General features: G+C 62.1%; 20 protein-coding genes and 1 riboswitch. Of the genes, 10 read left to right on the forward strand and 10 right to left on the reverse strand.

Annotated features, from left to right (window positions below; genetic code table 11):
• Positions 1 to 3: 3 nt before the first annotated feature.
• Positions 4 to 1,194 carry an O-succinylhomoserine sulfhydrylase gene (gene metZ, locus AB1E33_RS03440; RefSeq protein ID WP_372575845.1) on the reverse strand — a complete coding sequence of 397 codons (1,191 nt, stop codon included), beginning with the start codon at positions 1,192 to 1,194 and terminating at the stop codon, positions 4 to 6.
• 66 nt (positions 1,195 to 1,260) lie between these two features.
• Positions 1,261 to 1,338, reverse strand: a riboswitch (SAM riboswitch).
• 134 nt (positions 1,339 to 1,472) lie between these two features.
• Between metZ and AB1E33_RS03445 the strand changes: the two genes are divergently transcribed.
• Entirely contained in the window at positions 1,473 to 2,408 is a 936-nt protein-coding gene (locus AB1E33_RS03445) for a hypothetical protein (protein ID WP_372575846.1), read from the forward strand.
• Between the two features lie 27 nt (positions 2,409 to 2,435).
• A complete protein-coding gene (locus tag AB1E33_RS03450) occupies positions 2,436 to 3,131 on the forward strand; it encodes a glutathione S-transferase N-terminal domain-containing protein (protein ID WP_372575847.1) in 696 nt (231 codons plus the stop codon).
• A gap of 6 nt (positions 3,132 to 3,137) precedes the next feature.
• Here AB1E33_RS03450 and AB1E33_RS03455 read toward each other — a convergent pair whose 3' ends face one another.
• Positions 3,138 to 3,740: a pyridoxamine 5'-phosphate oxidase family protein gene (locus AB1E33_RS03455; RefSeq protein WP_372575848.1), complete on the reverse strand. Its 603-nt coding sequence runs from the start codon at positions 3,738 to 3,740 to the stop codon at positions 3,138 to 3,140.
• Between the two features lie 201 nt (positions 3,741 to 3,941).
• A complete protein-coding gene (locus AB1E33_RS03460) occupies positions 3,942 to 4,274 on the reverse strand; it encodes a nucleoside deaminase (RefSeq protein WP_372575962.1) in 333 nt (110 codons plus the stop codon).
• 270 nt (positions 4,275 to 4,544) lie between these two features.
• On the opposite strand from AB1E33_RS03460, the gene AB1E33_RS03465 reads away from it, so the two are divergent.
• Positions 4,545 to 4,868: a 2Fe-2S iron-sulfur cluster-binding protein gene (locus tag AB1E33_RS03465; RefSeq protein WP_372575849.1), complete on the forward strand. Its 324-nt coding sequence runs from the start codon at positions 4,545 to 4,547 to the stop codon at positions 4,866 to 4,868.
• The gene (locus AB1E33_RS03470) at positions 4,868 to 5,614 is read left to right on the forward strand and encodes an FG-GAP repeat domain-containing protein (RefSeq protein WP_372575850.1); all 747 of its coding nucleotides are present in this window, start codon (positions 4,868 to 4,870) and stop codon (positions 5,612 to 5,614) included. The genes AB1E33_RS03465 and AB1E33_RS03470 overlap by 1 nt, the downstream gene beginning before the upstream one ends.
• 82 nt (positions 5,615 to 5,696) lie before the next feature.
• On the opposite strand, the gene purD is transcribed toward AB1E33_RS03470, so the two are convergent.
• Positions 5,697 to 6,959: a phosphoribosylamine--glycine ligase gene (gene purD / locus AB1E33_RS03475; protein ID WP_372575851.1), complete on the reverse strand. Its 1,263-nt coding sequence runs from the start codon at positions 6,957 to 6,959 to the stop codon at positions 5,697 to 5,699.
• 85 nt (positions 6,960 to 7,044) lie between these two features.
• Here purD and xseA point away from each other — a divergent pair, with 85 nt between their 5' ends.
• Entirely contained in the window at positions 7,045 to 8,532 is a 1,488-nt protein-coding gene (xseA, locus tag AB1E33_RS03480; RefSeq protein WP_372575852.1) for an exodeoxyribonuclease VII large subunit, read from the forward strand.
• Positions 8,533 to 8,537: 5 nt separating this feature from the next.
• On the forward strand, positions 8,538 to 9,179 hold the full coding sequence (locus AB1E33_RS03485; RefSeq protein WP_372575853.1) for a glutathione S-transferase family protein: 642 nt from the start codon (positions 8,538 to 8,540) through the stop codon (positions 9,177 to 9,179).
• 12 nt (positions 9,180 to 9,191) lie between these two features.
• On the opposite strand, the gene AB1E33_RS03490 is transcribed toward AB1E33_RS03485, so the two are convergent.
• Positions 9,192 to 9,590, reverse strand: a complete 399-nt coding sequence (locus tag AB1E33_RS03490) for a hypothetical protein (protein ID WP_372575854.1) — start codon at positions 9,588 to 9,590, stop codon at positions 9,192 to 9,194.
• A 155-nt stretch (positions 9,591 to 9,745) separates the two neighbouring features.
• On the opposite strand from AB1E33_RS03490, the gene ftsY reads away from it, so the two are divergent.
• The 4 genes from ftsY to AB1E33_RS03510 all read left to right on the forward strand — a co-directional run bounded on the left by ftsY (position 9,746) and on the right by AB1E33_RS03510 (position 13,232).
• Positions 9,746 to 10,858 carry a signal recognition particle-docking protein FtsY gene (gene ftsY, locus AB1E33_RS03495; RefSeq protein ID WP_372575855.1) on the forward strand — a complete coding sequence of 371 codons (1,113 nt, stop codon included), beginning with the start codon at positions 9,746 to 9,748 and terminating at the stop codon, positions 10,856 to 10,858.
• An 85-nt stretch (positions 10,859 to 10,943) separates the two neighbouring features.
• Complete coding sequence (locus AB1E33_RS03500; protein ID WP_372575856.1) at positions 10,944 to 11,846, forward strand: EamA family transporter; 903 nt, start codon at positions 10,944 to 10,946, stop codon at positions 11,844 to 11,846.
• Positions 11,847 to 11,862: 16 nt separating this feature from the next.
• Entirely contained in the window at positions 11,863 to 12,489 is a 627-nt protein-coding gene (locus AB1E33_RS03505; protein ID WP_372575857.1) for an inner membrane-spanning protein YciB, read from the forward strand.
• A gap of 74 nt (positions 12,490 to 12,563) precedes the next feature.
• On the forward strand, positions 12,564 to 13,232 hold the full coding sequence (locus AB1E33_RS03510) for a Crp/Fnr family transcriptional regulator (RefSeq protein WP_372575858.1): 669 nt from the start codon (positions 12,564 to 12,566) through the stop codon (positions 13,230 to 13,232).
• Positions 13,233 to 13,491: 259 nt separating this feature from the next.
• On the opposite strand, the gene AB1E33_RS03515 is transcribed toward AB1E33_RS03510, so the two are convergent.
• The 5 genes from AB1E33_RS03515 to gor all read right to left on the reverse strand — a co-directional run bounded on the left by AB1E33_RS03515 (position 13,492) and on the right by gor (position 18,887).
• The gene (locus AB1E33_RS03515) at positions 13,492 to 14,928 is read right to left on the reverse strand and encodes a Do family serine endopeptidase (RefSeq protein ID WP_372575963.1); all 1,437 of its coding nucleotides are present in this window, start codon (positions 14,926 to 14,928) and stop codon (positions 13,492 to 13,494) included.
• A gap of 190 nt (positions 14,929 to 15,118) precedes the next feature.
• Positions 15,119 to 15,316, reverse strand: a complete 198-nt coding sequence (locus AB1E33_RS03520) for a DUF2065 domain-containing protein (RefSeq protein ID WP_372575859.1) — start codon at positions 15,314 to 15,316, stop codon at positions 15,119 to 15,121.
• Between the two features lie 121 nt (positions 15,317 to 15,437).
• Positions 15,438 to 16,313, reverse strand: a complete 876-nt coding sequence (hflC, locus tag AB1E33_RS03525) for a protease modulator HflC (RefSeq protein WP_372575860.1) — start codon at positions 16,311 to 16,313, stop codon at positions 15,438 to 15,440.
• Entirely contained in the window at positions 16,313 to 17,455 is a 1,143-nt protein-coding gene (gene hflK / locus AB1E33_RS03530) for an FtsH protease activity modulator HflK (protein ID WP_372575861.1), read from the reverse strand. Before hflK ends, hflC begins: the two co-directional genes overlap by 1 nt.
• Before the next feature lie 73 nt (positions 17,456 to 17,528).
• Positions 17,529 to 18,887: a glutathione-disulfide reductase gene (gene gor / locus AB1E33_RS03535; protein ID WP_372575862.1), complete on the reverse strand. Its 1,359-nt coding sequence runs from the start codon at positions 18,885 to 18,887 to the stop codon at positions 17,529 to 17,531.
• Between the last annotated feature and the right edge of the window lie 99 nt (positions 18,888 to 18,986).

Genomic DNA, 18,986 nt, shown 5'->3' on the forward strand with positions numbered 1-18,986 from the left:
CGCTCAGGCCTGCGAAGCAGCCAGCGCAGCCAGCAGGTCGACGATCAAATCGTCCGTGTCCTCAAGTCCGACCGACAGGCGGATCAGGCCCGGCGTAATGCCCAGCGCGCTGCGCTGGTCCTCCGACAGCCGCTGATGGGTCGTGGTGGCCGGGTGCGTCGCGATGGATTTGGCATCCCCCAGATTGTTCGAGATCACCGGGATGGTCATAGCGTTGAGAAACGCAAACGCCGCGTCCTTGCCGCCACGGATGTCCAGCGACAGCACCGTGCCGCCATTGCCGCCCAGCTGCGTCTGGATCAACGCATTCTGGGCGTGGGCCTTGAGCCCTGGATACAGCAACCGGTCCAGCGCTGCGTTCCCGTCAAGCGCCTCGGCGATTTGCTGGGCGCTGTCGTTCTGCGCATTCACCCGCAGGGCCATGGTTTCGAGGCCTTTGAGCATGACCCAGGCGTTGAACGGACTGAGCGCGCCGCCGGTATGTTTCAGGTAAGGCTCGACCGTGCCCCGAATGAAGTCACGCGTGCCCAAGATGATGCCACCCAGCGCGCGACCCTGCCCATCAATATGTTTGGTCGCCGAATAGACCACCACATCGGCGCCCTGCTCGATCGCCCGCGAATAGACCGGGGTCGAGAACACGTTATCGACCACAACGGTTGCGCCCACGGCATGGGCAAGTTCAGAAACTGCTGCAATATCAATTACTTCAAGCGTGGGGTTCGACATTGATTCAAAGAACACTGCCTTGGTGTCGTGCCGCAGCGCCGCCTTCCACTGGTCCAGATCGGTGCCGTCGACAAAGGTGACTTCGACGCCATAGCGGGACAGGATGTTCTCGAGAATATACAGGCACGAGCCGAAGAGCGCGCGCGCCGACACCACATGGTCACCGGCTTGGAGCAACGCGGTCAGCGCGCCGTTCACCGCCGCCATGCCGCTGGCGGTGGCAAAGCCGTCCTCGGCCCCTTCCAACGCGGCAATACGCTCTTCGAACATGCGCACGGTGGGGTTGCCGTAGCGGGCATAGATGAACTCGTCATCGCCGGCCTGAATGAACCGGGCCTCGGCTTGTTCGGCATTGTCATAGACAAAGCCCTGAGTCAGGAAAATCGACTCGCTCACTTCGTTATATTGGCTGCGGCGGATACCGCCATGAACGGCCTGGGTACGCTTGTTCCAGCTCTTGCTCATCTTGTCCTCTTCCGCGCCGGTCCTGCGGCGCCAATAAAAAACCCCCAAACGCGGTCAAGCGAAAGGGGGGCTTCCATCCTGACCTTTTAGCGGTGTTGTTTAGCGTGGCCCGCAATCCGGTAACAAATCGCCACGTGTTCTGAGCGTTGGCTTTACGCCGCACCCGGCAGGGCGTCAAGACCGCAACACGCATCGTCACAGCGCTGCAATCATTTATTCATCTTCGTTTCATATGCTTCGAGCAGAAGGTATCCACAACATCTTGTGTGAGGCGGAGCATGCCGTTGATCAGGATCAATGCCCAAGGTGACCGGCCCGCGCTGCAAGGCAGCCCGCAGGCACCGTCAAATGTGCTGGCACGGGCGCAGACCGGAACAGGCCCGGTGATCGTGATGACCCATGGCTGCAAATACCAACCCGGTAACGTCCGTCATTGCCCGCACGAGAACATCTTCGCCCTGCCTCGCCCCGGAAAATCCCGGCGCGCCTGCCAATGGCCGCAAGAGCTGGGCTTTGGGCAGGGTAACGCTGACGAGGGGCTGGCCATCGCCTTTGGCTGGGACGGGCGCGGCGGGCTGTGGCAAGCGCAGCGGCGGGCGGTCGAGGCCGGGCGGGCGTTGGCCGAAATCGTCGCACATCTGCGCCAGATTGCCCCGGACAGGCCAGTTCACTTCATCGGTCATTCCATGGGAATCGAGGTCGCGCTTGAAGCGCTGCATCACCTGCCGCCTGGCGCGCTATCGCGGATAATCTCGTTGACTGGTGCCGCCTATCGCCGCCGGGCGCTTGCGGCGCTGGACACCGCTGCGGGACAGGCGGCGGCCTTCATCAATGTCACCAGCCGTGAAAACGACCTGTTCGATTTTATGTACGAATGCCTGATCGCGCCGCCCGAGCGAGGCGACCGTGCGCTGGGTTTCGGGCTGGACGCGCTCAACGCCGTCACACTGCAATTGGATTGCCGCCATACGCTGGAACATATCTCGCGCTTTGCCGGGCCAGTGGGCGGGCCGGAGCATCGCGTCTGCCACTGGTCCAGTTACCGGCGTCCCGGCGCCCTGAGATTCTACAACGCCCTGCTGCGCGCGCCCGAGGGGTTTGACCTGTCGCTGTTGCGCACGGGTATGCCGCAGGCGGTCGCACCGCGCTGGTCTCGCCTGCTGAGCCTGCCATTGCCGCAACTTTCCTTGCCGTTTCTCCAGAAAGCGTCATGATCCCCGATTGACTGCGGAGGATGACGGATGCGGCCCATCGATTTCTACTACTGGCCCACTCCAAACGGGTGGAAAGTGTCAATCGCGCTGGAGGAGATGGGGCTGCCTTATGCGCTGCACCTTGTCGACATCGGCAAGGGCGATCAGTTCAAGCCGGAATTCCTTGCGATCGCGCCCAATAACCGCATGCCCGCGATCACCGATCCGGCTGGGCCGGAGGGCAAACCGGTGTCGATCTTCGAAAGTGGCGCGATCCTGACCTATCTGGCGCGCAAGACCGGGCGATTTTTCGGAGAAACGGAACGCGACCGGATCGCAGTCGAACAATGGCTGATGTGGCAGATGGGCGGGGTCGGACCGATGGCGGGACAGGCGCATCATTTCCTGAAATACGCCCCGCTAATGGACCCGCCGCAAGACCTGCCCTATGCCAAGGATCGCTACCGCGCCGAGGTCGGTCGGCTCTATGCCGTGCTGGACCGGCAATTAGCCGAAACCGAGTTTGCGGCCGGTGATTTCTATTCCATCGCGGATATTGCGATCTGGCCGTGGGCCAGCCTGTGGGAAGGTCAGCAACAGGTCCTGCATGACAAACCCCACCTTGCACGCTGGCTAGAGACCGTCGGCAACCGGCCTGCGGTGCAGGCAGGCCAGTCCCTGAGGATCGAACTGCGCGGCGGGCATCAGGGCAAGGACGCGCAATCGGTACTGTTCAATCGATGAGGCCTATCACCACATGCGGCCCCTGGCATAATCTGCATATCCCGCGTCGTAGGCCTCTCCGTCAAAACTCTTATCCTCTTCCTTGACGAATTGCCCGGCGGTCGGCACCAGATGTCCCTCGTGTTCGCGGGTCCAGAGCCCCGATCGCATCAGGGCCTTGGCGCATTGGAAATACACTTCGCCCAGCGTGATGACGGTCACGGTTCTGGGGCGTTTGCCGGATTTCTCGAAACCGGCCAGAACCGCCGAATCCGCAGTCAACACAGCGGTGCCGTTGATCCGCACCACGTTGTTGCAGCCCGGTACCATGAACATCAGGCTGACCCGCCCGTCGCGCAGGATGTTGCGCAGCGAATCGATGCGGTTGTTGCCCATCCAGTCGGGCAGCATCAGGGTGCGGTCATCGGCGATCCGCACCACGGGACCATCCTCGCCACGGGGGCTGGCATCTGTTCCTTCCGGCCCGACGCTGGACAGAACCACAAAGCGTGCCCTGTCGATCCAGGCGCGGTAGAGCGGGGTCAGCCGGGTCCAGACTTTGGTCAGCGACCGCGGAACGGCGGCGCCATAAAGAGCTTCCAGCTCGTCGAGATTGGTGAGTGTCTGCATCGGGCGCTCCGTCTGTTCAATTGTGGAATTGGCTTGTCTCAATTAACCGATGGCGTCAACGGGGATGGCTCCGGGTACCCCTAAAGTGGCTAGCGCGGGACATCCCATCGACCCTTCGCTCGGCGATATCTTCGGCCCAAAGCGCTGGCTTTTCCGCGATGAACCGGTTCATCAGCGCGATACAATCCGGATCATTCGCGATCACCACCTCGACGCCATGCTGGCGCAGAACTTCTCGTTGCCGGCGAAATTTACCGCCTCGCCAGTTCCCACGCGCAGGATGGCGAACTGAACGATTGTGCCCGCGCACATCACGCAGGGTGACAGCGAGGTGAAGAGCGTGGTGTCGCGATAGGATTTCTGGCGTCCTGCCTTGCGCAACGCGTCCATCTCGCCATGCGCGATGGGGTCGCCACGCTGCACCCGCTGATTGCGCCCGCACGCCAGCACCTCGCCACCGCGTGCCAGCACCGATCCGATCGGGCACCCACCTTCATCGAACCCGGCTTTTGCCTCGTCATAGGCGATGCGCAGGAAGCGTCAATCCTCTTCTGTCATCATCTGAGATCCTCGTGCCCGTTCAAAGTCGACGCTGCCGATCAACGGAGGCACAGTCAAGCGCTCGCCCGCGACCCGGCCCTGCCGACCAAAGCCCTCTGCAATACTCGTCTCAAAAGAGAACAAACATGGAAAATCGACAAAGAAACCGCATTGTTGTCCCGTGGGGTCACGATTGAGGCTGGAAACGGGTCACCGGCTTGTCTAAGGACTCTGCCGAAACACCGCCGCAGGAGGGGAGCGTCCATGGCCAAGATCACCTATATCGAGCACAACGGGACCGAACATGTCGTTGAGGTCGCCAACGGACTGACCGTGATGGAAGGCGCGCGCGACAACAACATTCCCGGCATCGAAGCCGATTGCGGCGGTGCCTGCGCCTGTTCCACCTGCCATGTCTATGTCGACCCGGCCTGGGTCGAGAAAATACCCACCAAAGACGACATGGAGGAGGACATGCTGGATTTCGCCTTTGAACCCGACCCATCCCGCTCGCGCCTGACCTGCCAGATCAAGGTCACCGACGCGCTGGACGGTCTGGTCGTGCAGATGCCCGAAAAGCAAATCTGATGCACAGCACGGTGGCAGCGGCGTTCCTTGCGCTCTGCCCGCTGCTGCCCGTGCAGGCTCAGACCATCGTTGATGCGGAATATTTCGCGCCGACAGACAGTTACCCTCATGGCGTGCTCGGGGATGATCAGGAATGGGGTGCCGTTCAGATCACGGTCAAGCGGCAACGCGGTGAGCCGGGATCGCTGATCTCCGGCTATGTCAACCTGACCTACCGGATCGACGCCCTGCCCGATACCGTATTCGAAGACCTAGAACCGCGTCTCTGGGACGTTACCGGCGATGGATCGCCCGAGGTAGTGGTCGTGGAAAGCCATCAGTCTTACGGCGCACGGCTAATGGTAATCGGTCTGCAAGACGGCGAACTTCGGTACATTGCAGCAACGCCTTATATCGGCACGCGGTTTCGCTGGCTCGCACCAGTCGGGGCGGCCGATCTTGATGGGGACGGGCATGTCGAGATTGCTTTCATCGACCGACCACATCTGGCGCAGATGTTGCGCATCTGGCGGTTCAAGGATGATGCTCTGACCGAAATTGCGGCGATCCCGGGCTTTGCCAATCACCGGATTGGCGAGGATTTCATTTCCGGCGGGCTTCGGAATTGTGGGGCGGGGCCTGAGTTGATCGTGGTCAGTGGCGACTGGAGCCGGATTGCCGCCGTCGCCTTTCACAAGCGCTGGGTCGAGCGTCATGTCGGGCCATATACTGGGCCCGAAAGTCTGACCGCAGCGCTGGCCTGCTAGATCAAATCAAGGGAGAAGGACCTAATGTCCTGTCCCCAACCTGTTTCCAAGGAGGGATGGGTTTGACACGCCTTGGAGCGCGCTAGAGCGCGCGCCAGCCGATATCGCGGCGGAAATAGCCGTCCGGCCAGTTGACGCGGTCAGCCATCTCATAAGCCTGATCACGCGCCGCGCTAAGGCTGTCGCCCCGTGCGGTGACGTTGAGAACCCGTCCGCCCGATGCCAGCACCGCCCCACCCTCGGTCTTGGTTCCGGCATGGAACACGATGTTGCTGCTATCCTCGGGCAGATCGTCCAGCCCGCCGATCTCAGTGCCTTTGCTGTAGTCGCCCGGATAGCCTTGCGCCGCCATTACCACCGTCATCGCGTGGTCGTCGGCCCAGTTCACCTGCGCCTCGCCCAGTCGGCCCTCGGCGGCGGCGTGCATCAGGTCCATCGCCTGCGCACCCAGCCGCATCATCAACACCTGACATTCAGGGTCGCCGAACCGCACATTGTATTCCACCAGCCGCGGCAGACCGTGGTCGATCATCAACCCGACATAGAGCACGCCCTGAAACGGCATTCCACGCTTGGCCATCTCTGTCATTGTGGGCCGGACAATCTGGTCCATCGCCCGCGCCTCGACCTCGGCGCTCAGCACTGGCGCCGGGGAATAGGCGCCCATGCCGCCGGTATTGGGTCCGGTATCTCCCTCGCCGATGCGCTTGTGATCCTGGGCGGTGCCCACCGACAGGATATCGGTTCCATCGCAAAGTACGAACAACGAGGCTTCTTCGCCCTCCATGAACTCCTCGATCACCACCTCGGCTCCGGCACTGCCAAAGGCACCGCCCAGCATGTCGTCCACAGCCGCGAGCGCCGCATCGACCTCCATCGCCACGATCACGCCCTTGCCCGCCGCCAGACCATCAGCCTTGACCACGATCGGTGCGCCCTGCTGGCGGATATAGGCCTTGGCCGGCTCGGCCTCGGTGAAGCGCGCATAGCCCGCCGTGGGTGCATTGGCCGCATCGCAGATCTCTTTGGTAAAGCTTTTCGACGCTTCCAGCCGTGCAGCCGCCGCCGAGGGGCCAAAGACCAGCACACCCGCCTCGCGCAGCCGGTCGGCTACGCCTGCAGCCAAGGGCGCTTCGGGACCGACGATCACGAAGTCCACCGCGTTCTCCTCGCAGAACCGCGCCACCGCGCCGCCATCCATGATGTCGAGATCGGCACATTCCGCGATCTGAGCGATCCCGGCATTGCCCGGCGCCACGATCAGCTTGTCGCATTTGGGGTTCTGCATCACCGCCCAGGCCAGGCTGTGTTCCCGCCCGCCACCACCGAGGATGAGGATATTCATGAAAAGCGCTCCGATCTGCTTGGCCCTGCTGTCGCGGCGTTCTAAGCTGGCCCGAGCAGTGACACAAGACCAACAGGCGCGCACAATGTCCGACCTTCTCGACGATCCGCTTCCCGGCCAGAACATGCCCGAATTCACCGTCTCGGAAATCTCCGGCGAAGTGAAACGCACGCTTGAGGGCACGTTCGGCCGTATCCGTGTGCGCGGTGAGGTGGGGCGCGTGTTTGAGGCGCGGTCCGGGCATCTTTATTATGACGTGAAGGACGACCGCAACGTGCTGGCCTGCACCACCTGGAAAGGCCAGATTGCCGGGCTGTCGGTGGTGCCCGAAGAAGGGCTCGAGGTGGTGGTCACGGGACGCCTCACTGCCTTTGGCGCGCAATCGAAATACAACATGAATGTTGATGAAGTGTCCGTTGCGGGTCAGGGCGCGCTGATGGCACTGCTGGAGAAACGCAAGAAACAGCTGGAGGCTGAGGGGCTATTCGCGCCCGAGCGCAAGCGCCCCCTGCCCTACCTGCCTCAGATCATTGGTGTGGTGACCTCGCCTTCGGGCGCGGTGATCCGCGACATTCTGCACCGGCTGCGCGACCGGTTCCCGCGCAAAGTGCTGATCTGGCCCGTCGCCGTGCAGGGTAACGCCTGTTCGCCGGAAGTGACCCGTGCCATCGAAGGCTTCAACGCGCTCACCCCTGGCGGCGCATTGCCCCGGCCCGACCTGATCATCGTGGCGCGTGGCGGCGGGTCGATCGAGGATCTCTGGGGCTTCAACGAAGAAAGCGTGGCGCGCGCGGCGGCAGCCTCTGAAATCCCACTGATCTCGGCGGTGGGGCACGAGACCGACACAACCCTGATTGACTATGTATCGGACCAGCGTGCGCCAACCCCCACCGCGGCTGCAGAACTGGCGGTGCCTGTGCGCCTCGACCTGCTGGCCTGGACCACGGAGCAAGGCGCGCGCCTGAGCCGCGCCGCCAGCGATGCGGTGCAGCGCCGCGCGCAGCGGCTGGCCGATCTGGCCCGCGCCCTGCCGCGTCCCGACACGCTGCTGGACGGCCCGCGCCAACGGCTGGACCAAAGTACCGAACGCCTGCCCAACGCCCTGATCCGCGGCGTGCAGACCCGGCGGGTGAAACTGCTGGACATGTCCGCACATCTGCGCCCCGCCACTCTGCGCGGCCTTGTCGAGACCCGCCGCGACCGCTGGACCAACCTGTCCTCGCGCCTAAGCACACGACCTCTCCAGCGCGAGATCATCACCCGCATTGACCAGTTGCAACGGCTAACCGAGCGGTTGAACGCCGCGCAGGCCCTTCGCATCGACCGGCTTCGGCAATCGTTGGATGCCACCGACCGGCTGCGCGAAACGCTTAGCTACAAGGCCACGCTGGAGCGCGGCTATGCGGTGGTACGCGCCGAGGGCCATGTGGTCACACGCAAGGCAGAGGCCGAAAAACACGCGGCCCTCGAAATCGAGTTCGCAGATGGCGAGATAACGACCGGGGGCGGCGCGGCGCGAGCTGCGACAAAGAAACCGAAACCGGACCCGCCCTCGCAGGGCTCGCTGTTCTAGCGCCTATGCTGACGATCTGGGGCCGCAGGACATCCTCGAACGTACAGGCCCTGATGTGGTGTGTCGGTGAGTTGGACCTGCCCTATACCCGCCACGACGCGGGTCATCGATTTGGCGGTCTCGACAGCGACGACTTCGCCCTGCTCAACCCGAACCGGACCATCCCGGTGCTACAGGACGGCGATGACGACCCGATCTGGGAAACCGGCGCGATCCTGCGCTATCTGGCCAGTCGCTATGGCGGCGGGACCTTCTGGCCCGGCGCGCCGGGCCTGCGCGCGCAGGTCGACAAATGGGCCGACTGGGCAAAGTTGAACGTGGCCATGGCGTTCACCGTGCCGGTCTTCTGGCAGTTGGTCCGCACCCCGCCGGAGGCACGCGACTTGGCGGCGCTGGCAACCGCGTGTTCCGCGCTCGAAGACATGCTCGGCATCGCCGATGCCCAACTCCAACGTCACCCTTACCTGGCGGGCCACCACTTCACGCTGGCCGACATCCAGTTGGGGCACATGCTCTACCGATATTATGATATCGACATCGAGCGCCGCGCATTGCCCGCGCTTCGGTCCTATTACGAGCGACTTGCCCGGCGTCCGGCCTATCGCGCGCATGTCATGATTTCATATGACGAACTGCGCCCGGTCTGACCGCATGCGCCGTCAGACCCCCACATCCGGGCCGTAGCACAGCATCTCTTCGCCGATATCCTCAGCCTCATAGAGTTCCGTGGCCTGCGGGTCATTTTCAAACCGTGCGATCAGGCCCTGCGTGCCCTGGCTGAAGCTCCAGCATTGCGGGTCCAGCCGGTCCTCGTAGAGGAAACAGATCTGGCCGTCCTCGCGTTCATACCAGAGGCCCTGCTTGCAATCGCCGTCCAGAAACGACCAGATCACCCGGCGGTCGGGCAAATAGCGCTCAACCCCATAGGCCTGCCCGCCCTGCCCGTAGAACAGCGTCTTGCCGAGAGTATAGCGGTCAAACTCTTCCGCCGACATATCGGACTGCGCCAGAACGGGCAGACCGGCGCAACAGGCGAGAATCAGGACAAGACGCAACATGGCCCGATCTTTGCAGATCAGGACAAGGCCCGCCACTCACCCGACGCTGCGGCAGGGTTTTGCGCGACTTCCCGTTCCTTCTCGTGCGCGAGACCCTTTGCAACCCGGCGTGATCCGCATTAGGTGAAGAAAAACCAAAGCGAGGAGCCGGCCAGATGGCGCTATTCTCAAAGCTCAAGGACCGCCTGTTCAAATCCTCCTCAAAACTGGAAGAGGGGCTGGACGCGATCGTCGAGGATGGTGGCGAAGTCGACACCACACCCGCCGCAGCGCCGCCCGCGCCCGAACCGGTGCCTCAGGCCACCGCCCCGGAGGCCCCTGCGCCCGCCAAGGCCCCGCCGCCGCCGGAGCCCGCGCCGAAACCGGCCGAACCCGCCAAGCCGGGTCTGCTCAACCGACTGTTCAAGAAGGCCGATGACACCCCCGTTATCCGCCGCACCCTGGACGATGACATGCTGGTGCAGTTGGAAGAGCTGCTCATCGCCTCGGATATGGGTGTCGACACAGCACTGCGGGTGACTGCCAACATGGCCGAGGGGCGTTTCGGCAAGAAGCTGTCGACCGAAGAGATCAAGCAATCGCTGGCTCAGGAAGTGGCCCGCGTGATGGAGCCGGTTGCCCGCCCGATGCCAATCTATCCCAAACGCCCGCAGGTGGTGTTGGTGGTCGGAGTGAACGGCTCGGGCAAGACCACTACGATCGGCAAACTGGCCAGCCAGTTCCGCGCCGCCGGCAAAAAGGTGGTGATTGCGGCAGGCGATACGTTCCGTGCCGCCGCGGTCGAGCAGTTGCAGGTCTGGGGCGACCGCGCCGGTGTGCCGGTGCTGACTGCGCCCGAGGGCTCGGACCCGGCCAGCCTCGCCTTTGACGCGATGACCCGCGCACAGGAGGACGGGGCCGATCTGCTGATGATCGATACCGCCGGACGGCTGCAGAACCGCGCCGACCTGATGGAGGAGCTGGCCAAGATCGTCCGCGTCATCCGTAAGAAGGACGAAAGCGCACCGCACAACACACTGCTGGTGCTGGATGCCACCACCGGCCAGAACGCGTTGCGGCAAGTGGAGACGTTCAAGACGATCTCTGACGTCTCGGGACTTGTCATGACCAAGCTGGACGGCACCGCCAAGGGTGGCGTGCTGGTGGCGTTGGCCGACAAGTTCGGCCTGCCTATCCACGCCATCGGTGTGGGCGAACAAATCGACGACCTCGCGCCTTTCGACCCCGAAGAGTTTGCCGCCGCCCTGACCGGCCTTGGAGCGCCCTAACCCTTTCTTCATTTCGAAATTACTTTCCGGGGGTATGGAGGGGCAGACAGCCCTGATCTTCTCCACCAGCACAAAGACCTGACATTTGAGCGACTGGCTGATCTCCCTCGAAGGCACCGAAGCGGGCCACAGGCTGGCCCTGGGCCTCGCATTGATGGCGGCGCTGCTGCACGCTGTCTTTGGCGCTCTACAAAAGGGTCGCCACGACCCTTGGTTGTCGCGCGGAGCGATCGATGCCTCCTACATGCTAATGGCGGCCCCTTTCGCGCTGTTCGTCGTGCCCTGGCCCGAGCCACATATGTGGCCGATCTTCGCCATCGTCTGGGTCATCCATATAGGTTACAAACTCCTGCAGGCGCAGGCCTACACGAAAGGTTCCTACACAGTGGTCTACCCGGTGGTGCGCGGCACCGGGCCGCTCTTCACCGTGATCGGTGCCTACCTGCTGTTCGGCGAGGTTTTCACGCCGGTGCAGTGGCTCGGCGTCGGCGTGCTGCTGGCCGGGATATTTGGCCTTGCCGTCTATAACCTGCTGCACCTTAAGGCCAACCGCGAGACGTTGCCCACAGCCCTCGCGCTGGCCTTCATCACCGGGCTCTTCGTGGCGCTCTATACCACTTATGACGCCTATGGCATCCGCGCGACGGCCGACCCGTTCACCTTTCTGGCGTGGTTTTTTATGATCGATGGGACGGCGATGCCGGTCATTGCCTGGCTGCGCTGGCGCAACATGGCCGATCCGCCCACGCCCGGCCCGCTGATGCTGCGCGGATTCGCAGGCGGGATCGCGGCGTTTCTGTCCTTCGGGGCGGTCATGCTTGCGACCCGGCTGGACAAGGTAGGAGAAGCGGCGGTGCTGCGCGAAACGTCGACCGTGTTTGCCGCGCTCATTGGCTGGCTGGTGCTAAAAGAAACGGTGGGACCGCGCCGTATCGCATTGATGAGCTTGATCGCGCTGGGAGCCGTGATAGTTGAGATGGGCGGATAACAGAGCAAGGCGCGACATGACGCAGACCAAAGACATCAACCCGATCCTGAAACAGGTGCTGGAGTTGGGCCCGACCCTGGCCTTTTTCTTCATCTATCTGCGCATCAAGGATGACGTCTTTGCCATTGGCGGAACTGAATATTCCGGCTTTATCATTTCGGCGCTGATCTTTGTTCCGATCCTGCTGGTGGCGATGGGTATCTTGTGGATGCTTACCGGCAAGCTGAGCAGGTTGCAGATATTCACCGCCTTCATCGTGATCTTTTTCGGCGGACTCACGGCCTATTTCAACGACAAGCGATTCTTCATGATGAAGACCACGCTTGTCTACGGCACATTCTGCGTCTTGCTCGGCTTCGGGCTGCTGCGTGGCAAATCTTACCTGGCCTATATCCTGAACGATATGCTGCCGATGGAGCAGGAAGGCTGGATGATCCTGACCCGCCGCCTCTGCGGCTGTTTCGCGGCACTGGCAGCGGCCAACGAATATGTCTGGCGCACCATGTCTGAAGAGGCCTGGGTCAAGATCGAAACCTTCGGCTTCCCACTTGCGCTGATGGCTTTTCTGATGATGCAGTTCAGCCTGCTTCAACGTTTTCTGATCGAACCCGATGCTGATAGCGCCGGTAAATCCGAAGACTGACTGTTTCTGTCGCTCAGCACAGTTGAGTTTTGCGTGTTTGCCCCTTAGACCGGAGGGCAAGGGAGGATCTGCGCATGGTTTCACTGCCCGAAGCGGGTTTTCTGGCTCAGGCATCTGATCGCCTTAAACTCATGCTCGAAGAAGAAGCGATCGAGGCGCGGCTGGGCACTGGCGACGTGCTGTTTCAGCACGGCGATACCGGCGACGCGCTCTATGTCATTCTGCAAGGCATGATGGAGGTTTCGATCCTGTCGCAAAACGGTCGCAAACTGTCGATGGATCTGATGGGGCCTGGCTCGGTCTTTGGAGAAATTGCGCTGTTCGATCCGGGCGAGCGCACCGCGACGATCACCGCGACGCAACCATGCCGCGTGCTCAAAGTACAGAATGCCGACGTGATGCGGCAGGTCCGGCGTAATCCGGAATTGGCGGTCGACCTGACCCGGCTGGCCGGTCAGCGGATGCGCTGGATCAACATGCAACTGCACGAACAGGTTTTCCTGACTGTTCCAACCCGGCTGGCCCGCAAATTGCTACATCTGGCGCAACTCCAAAGCGAGGACAATTGCAGTGTCAGCCTCAGCCAGAGCGAACTGGCCGAATATGTCGGCGCCACGCGCGAAGCGGTATCAAAGACAATCTCGGTCTGGAAAAAACAAGGCATTATCGAAGCGTCGCGAGGTGGGCTGGAGATCCTCGATTCTGATACGATGGAAGAACTGGCCGATCCCGAGCAGATCTGAATTCTGCAAGAAAATGCACTAAAATCCGTGGATGCGTAATAGTTCACAGACCCCGACGCCATCGCCGTGTGACTCTGACCTTGGTTACCCGGCGGATCGGATACGATCCCAGTCGCTCGCTTCGTCCGGGTGCCAAACCAAAGAGCCATGCGCCCCCGCGCATGGCTCGCCTTTTTTGGGGATGGCCTGATCTAACAACCTCTCCTCCAACAAAAAAACGGCCGGACAATGCCGGCCGTTTCAAACATATTTATCTGTCTCAGCCTTCGAGGTTCAGAGCGACAAAACGCGGTTCACCGTTGCGGCGCACCAGCAGCAGCAACGATTTGCGACCTGCATCCTTGGCCTCTTCGATACGGGCATCCAGATCGGCCAGCGAGGTGACCTTCTGCTGGCCCGCTTCGGTGATCACGTCACCGGCCCGAAGGCCCTTCTCGAACGCTTCCGAGCTTTCGTCGACATTTGTCACCGCCAGACCGGTCTCGTCTTCGCCCAGCCCCAATTCCGCACGCAGAGCGTCATTGAGCACCTGAAGCGTAAGGCCCAGCACGTCCTTCTCGCTGACACTCGGGGCGCCGTCTTCGGTGGTTTCCTCTTCGGTTTCCTCTCGCTCGGCATCCTCACGTCGACCCAACGTTACCAGAACCGTCTGGGTGCCCCCATCGCGGAAGACCACAACGCGCACCGCCTTGCCGACGGTGGTTTCCCCGACCTGCCGGACCAGACCGCGCGTGTCATCCACGTCAACCCCGTCAAAGCTGAGGATCACGTCACCGGCCAGCAGCCCGGCCTCTTTGGCTGGTCCTTCCGGCACATCGGTGATCAGTGCGCCTTTGGCTTCGTCCAACCCCATCGCCTCGGCCACATCATCGGTCACGTCCTGAATACGCACACCCAGCCAGCCGCGGCGTGTTTCGCCGAACTCGCGCAGTTGGTCGACCACCTTGGTGACCACGTTCGACGCCATCGAGAAGCCGATGCCGATCGAGCCGCCATTGGGGCTGAGGATCGCGGTGTTCACGCCCACAACCTCGCCATCCATATTGAAGAGCGGGCCTCCCGAGTTGCCCCGGTTGATGGCCGCGTCGGTTTGGATATAGTCGTCGTAACTGCCGCTCAGCGCACGGTTGCGGGCCGATACGATCCCGGCAGAGACCGAAAACCCCTGCCCCAGCGGGTTGCCCATGGCAATCACCCAGTCGCCCACCTTGGCGGTGTCGCTATTGCCGAAACTCACGAATTTCAGCGGGCTGTCCGCCTCGACCTTTAGAAGCGCAATATCGGTCTTGGGATCGGTGCCCACCACAGTCGCTTTCAGCTCTTCGGGTTGACCGTCACCGGGGAAGAACTCGATCACGATCTCGTCGGCGCCTTCGATCACATGGTTGTTGGTGACGATATAGCCATCTTCGGAAATCACGAAGCCCGAGCCCAGTGCCGACGACCTGCGTGGCCGGGGCGCGCCGTTTTCGCCGTCATCGTTGCGGTCTTGAAACTCGCGGAAGAAGTCCTCGAAAGGTGAGCCTTCGGGCACGATGCCCTGCGGGCCGGTGCGCCCTTCGACCAGTGTCGAGGTGGTGATATTGACCACCGAAGGGCTGATCCGCTGGGCCAACGGCGCCAGGCTTTCAGGCCGCGCCTGCGCAATCAGCGTCTGCGCCAGCACGAACAACACGCTCAGCAGCGCCAGCCACATCAGGCGAGTCCTTGTGATCGTGCTGTTCTGTCTGAGTGAAACGGTACGGGCCTCGGCCTTCACGGGCGCTCTCCTTGTCCTCACGCGTTATCCCCCTCCGGTCGTAGAACCGGTGGCTTGGGCAGTAATGTAGTCAGTTTGCGACCGCCCGCAATGTATGATCGCGTGGTTTTCATTTGTAGCGACGAGATCAGCCAAAACCCAGCTGATAGGCACCCCAGACCAGGATCAGCCCCAGCACCATCGACAGGATGCCCACCTGCCGCCGCCCCGCCTCGGGAAGGGTGCGCAGCATTTCCAGCATCCGCTCGACCAGAGTCGGGGCAAGGGCGTAGACCAGCCCCTCAACAATCAGTACCAGCCCCAGGGCCATCAGGATCATGGTCATCCGCATACCTCATCCGCAAGAGACTGCCGCATTGTGCCGGTGATGCGCAGGGCGGCGCAATCCAAAATAAAAAGGGCCAACCCGTGGGTCGGCCCTTTGAGATTTGGTTTTGGCTGTCAGATCACTGCCCGGCGCCGTCGGGGGATTTCAGGTAGTTGAAGAAATCCGAATCCGGGCTGAGCACCATCGAGCTGTTGCCGCCCTGGATCGCCCGGCCATACGCTGTGAGCGAGCGGTAGAACTCGAAGAACTCCGGGTCCGCGCCGTAGGCTTCGGCAAAGATCAGGTTGCGTTCGGCGTCTGCCTCACCGCGGATGATCTCAGCTTCGCGCTTGGCGTCCGAGACCAGCTCGACCACGGTCCGGTCGGCCTGCGCGCGAACGCGTTGCGCCGCCTCGTTACCACGGGCGCGTTCATCGGTCGCTTCCCGCTCCCGCTCGGCACGCATCCGGTCGAAGGTGGCCTCGAGGTTCTGGGTCGGCAGATCGGTGGCCTTCAGGCGCACGTCGATCACCTCGACACCCAGTGCCCGTGCCTCGGCGATGGCAGCATTGCGGATCCGAAGCATCAGCGCGGCACGGTCGGAACTCAGGATGTCCTTGGAACTGACCGAGCCCAGCACCGCGCGGGTTTCGGCACGCAAGATGCTGTCCAGACGGTTTTCAGCAGTGGCAATGCCACCCACACCAACCGCTTGCCGGAATTGTTCAACATCAGTGATGCGGTACCGCGAGAATGCATCCACCACCAAACGGCGGTCATCGAGCGGTGTGACCTCAAGCGGCTGCACATCGATCGACAGGATGCGGTCATCATAACGCACAACTTCCTGAATGAGCGGGATTTTGAAGGCCAGACCCGGCTCTTCTTTCACCGCAGCTACGCGACCAAATTGCAGCACCAGTGCCTTTTGACGCTCGTCCACGATGAACATCGACGACAGGCCGATAACCGCTGCGATCACCAGAATCGGAATGAGAAAGGTAGTTTTACGCATCAGTTCGCCCCCTGCTCGGTCTGGTTGCGACGCAGTTCGTTGAGCGGCAGATAGGGCACGATCCCCTGTCCGCCACCAGTGCTTGAGTCGTCCAGGATGATCTTGTCGACATCGCCCAGCACCTGTTCCATCCGTTCCAGATAGAGACGCTTGCGCGTCACCTCGGGCGCTTTGGCATATTCCTGAAGAACCGCGCTAAAGCGACTGGCTTCACCTTGAGCCTCGTTGATCTGCTGCGCGCGATAGCCTTCGGCCTCTTCCAGCAACTGCGCGGCTTCACCGCGGGCCTCGGCCAGAACCCGGTTCGCATAGGCATCGGCCACGTTCTGCAGCCGGTCACGTTCCTGTGCGGCGGCCTGAACATCACGGAAGGCGTCGATCACCGAGGGCGGTGGGTCAGCCTTGTCAAAGTTTACACGAATGATGTTCACCCCGCTGCCATAGCTGTCGAGCGTCAGCTGGATCAGATCCTGCAGCTGTTCAGAAATGAGACCACGGTCCCGGTTCAGGATCGGCGCCAGATCGGACTGCGCGATGATCTCTCGCATCGCCGATTCAGACACTGCCTGGATCGTCGGGCGCGGATCGCGCAGGTTGAACAGGTATTGCGCCGGATCGTTGATGTTCCAGACCACCTGATAGTCGATATCGACCACGTTTTCGTCACCGGTCAGCATCAGGCCGTCATTGCCGCCACGGGCCCCGCCCATGTCTTCGGTCTGTTCGCGGGTAACCGGGATCACCTCTGCGGTAACAAAGGGCCAGGGAGCAAAGTTCAGGCCGGGATTGCCGATGCCCGAGAACTCGCCCAGAAACAGTTCCACCGACTGCTCTTCGGGCTTCACGGTGTAGAAACTGGCGAAAAGCCAAACGCCAATTGCGGCTAGAATACCAAGACCGATCGTGCCTTTCGAAAAGGCCGGTCCACCGGTTCCGCCCGAGCCGCCACCGCGGCGGTTGTCGCCGCGACCGCCCATCAGGACGCGCAGCTGTTCCTGGCCCTTCTTCATCAACTCGTCGATCTCAGGGATCTGCGGGCCATCGCCTTCGGGCGGTTTCTGCCCGTTGCCATTATTACCCCGGTTTCCTCCGCCGCCGGATGAGCCTCCGCCCCCCCAGGGGCCACCGCTGTTGCCCGCCATGTGTTTTCAATCCTCGTCTGTTGTGCCGCGTCGCTGCGGCGTCAGTCTTAACCTGTATGCGCGCCGGTGCAAATCAAGCGCTGCGCACAGGTGTTCGCATGGTTACCAGTTCTTCTGCCATTACGGGATGGACCGCAACCGTGCGGTCGAAATCTTCCTTGGTCGCGCCCATCTTGACCGCGATGCCGGCCATCTGGATCATCTCGCCCGCGCCCGGCGCCACGATGTGACAACCCAGAACCTTGCGGGTGGCCTTGGACACGATCAGCTTCATCATCACTCGCGCACTGCCGCCCGCAAAGGCCGATTGCATCGGCTTGAACGAGGTCGCGTAGATCTCGACCGGTTCCTGTTCGGCGGCCACTTCCTCGCTCAGGCCGATGGTGCCCATTTCTGGCTGAGTGAAGATAGCGGTCGGGATCAGTTCGTGATCCACCGGTGTGGGTTTGCCCCGGAACACCGTGTCGACAAAGGCCATCCCCTCGCGGATCGCTACCGGGGTCAGGTTAACCCGGTCGGTCACATCGCCAATGGCATAGATCGAGGGCACGCCGGTCTGGCTGTATTCATCCACGATGATCTGCCCCTTGCGGCCCAGTTCGACGCCCAGAGACTCCAGCCCTAGATCATCGGTGTTGGGCGCGCGGCCAGTGGCATACATGACCACGTCAAAGAGGCTTTCGTCGCCGTTGGTCGCTTTGACCCGGATCTGGTCGCCTTCCTTATGCATCTCCAGCACATTGGTGCCCAGATGCACGTCGATGCCGTTCTGGCACATCTCTTCGCTGACCAGCCCGCGTGCCTCGTCATCGAAACCGCGCAATATTTGCGCGCCGCGATAATACTGCGTCACATCGACGCCCAGCCCGTTCAGGATGCCGGCAAATTCGCAGGCGATATAGCCGCCGCCGACGATCAGCATCCTGCCGGGCAGTTTGGGCAGGTGAAATACCTCGTTCGAGGTGATCGCCAGTTCCGAGCCGGGGAAATCAGGCACAACGGGGCGGCCGCCGGTGGCGATCAGGATGTGCTTGGCGGTCTTGCGGGTGCCGTCGGCCAGTTCGACCGTATGCGGATCGACCAGTCGCGCGCGCTGATCGAAACTTTCGACGCCATTGTTCTTGAGGATGTTGCGATAAATGCCTTCCAAGCGGTCCAGTTCGGCGGCCAGCTTGCCATGGAACATGTCCCAGTCGAAACCGCTCTGGCTGACATCCCAGCCATAGGCGCGCGCCTCGTCGATCATCTCGGGGTATTCGCTGGCAAACACCATCAGCTTTTTTGGCACGCAGCCCCGGATCACGCAGGTGCCGCCATAGCGATCCTCTTCGGCCAGCGCCACCTTGGCCCCGGTCTCACCCGCCGCCACGCGCGCCGCCCGCACGCCGCCCGAGCCGCCGCCGATGACAAAGAGATCGTAGTCAAAGCTCATGGTCCTGCCTCATCTTTGTTCCCGCAAAGGGTGTATCTTATCCCGCGCCGCTGTCCAGCCCGTTCCAGGCATCGAGAGGTCCGCGACCCGCCAACGCCT

This window comes from Ruegeria hyattellae (assembly GCF_041537925.1).
In the GTDB taxonomy this organism is placed as follows: domain Bacteria; phylum Pseudomonadota; class Alphaproteobacteria; order Rhodobacterales; family Rhodobacteraceae; genus Ruegeria_C.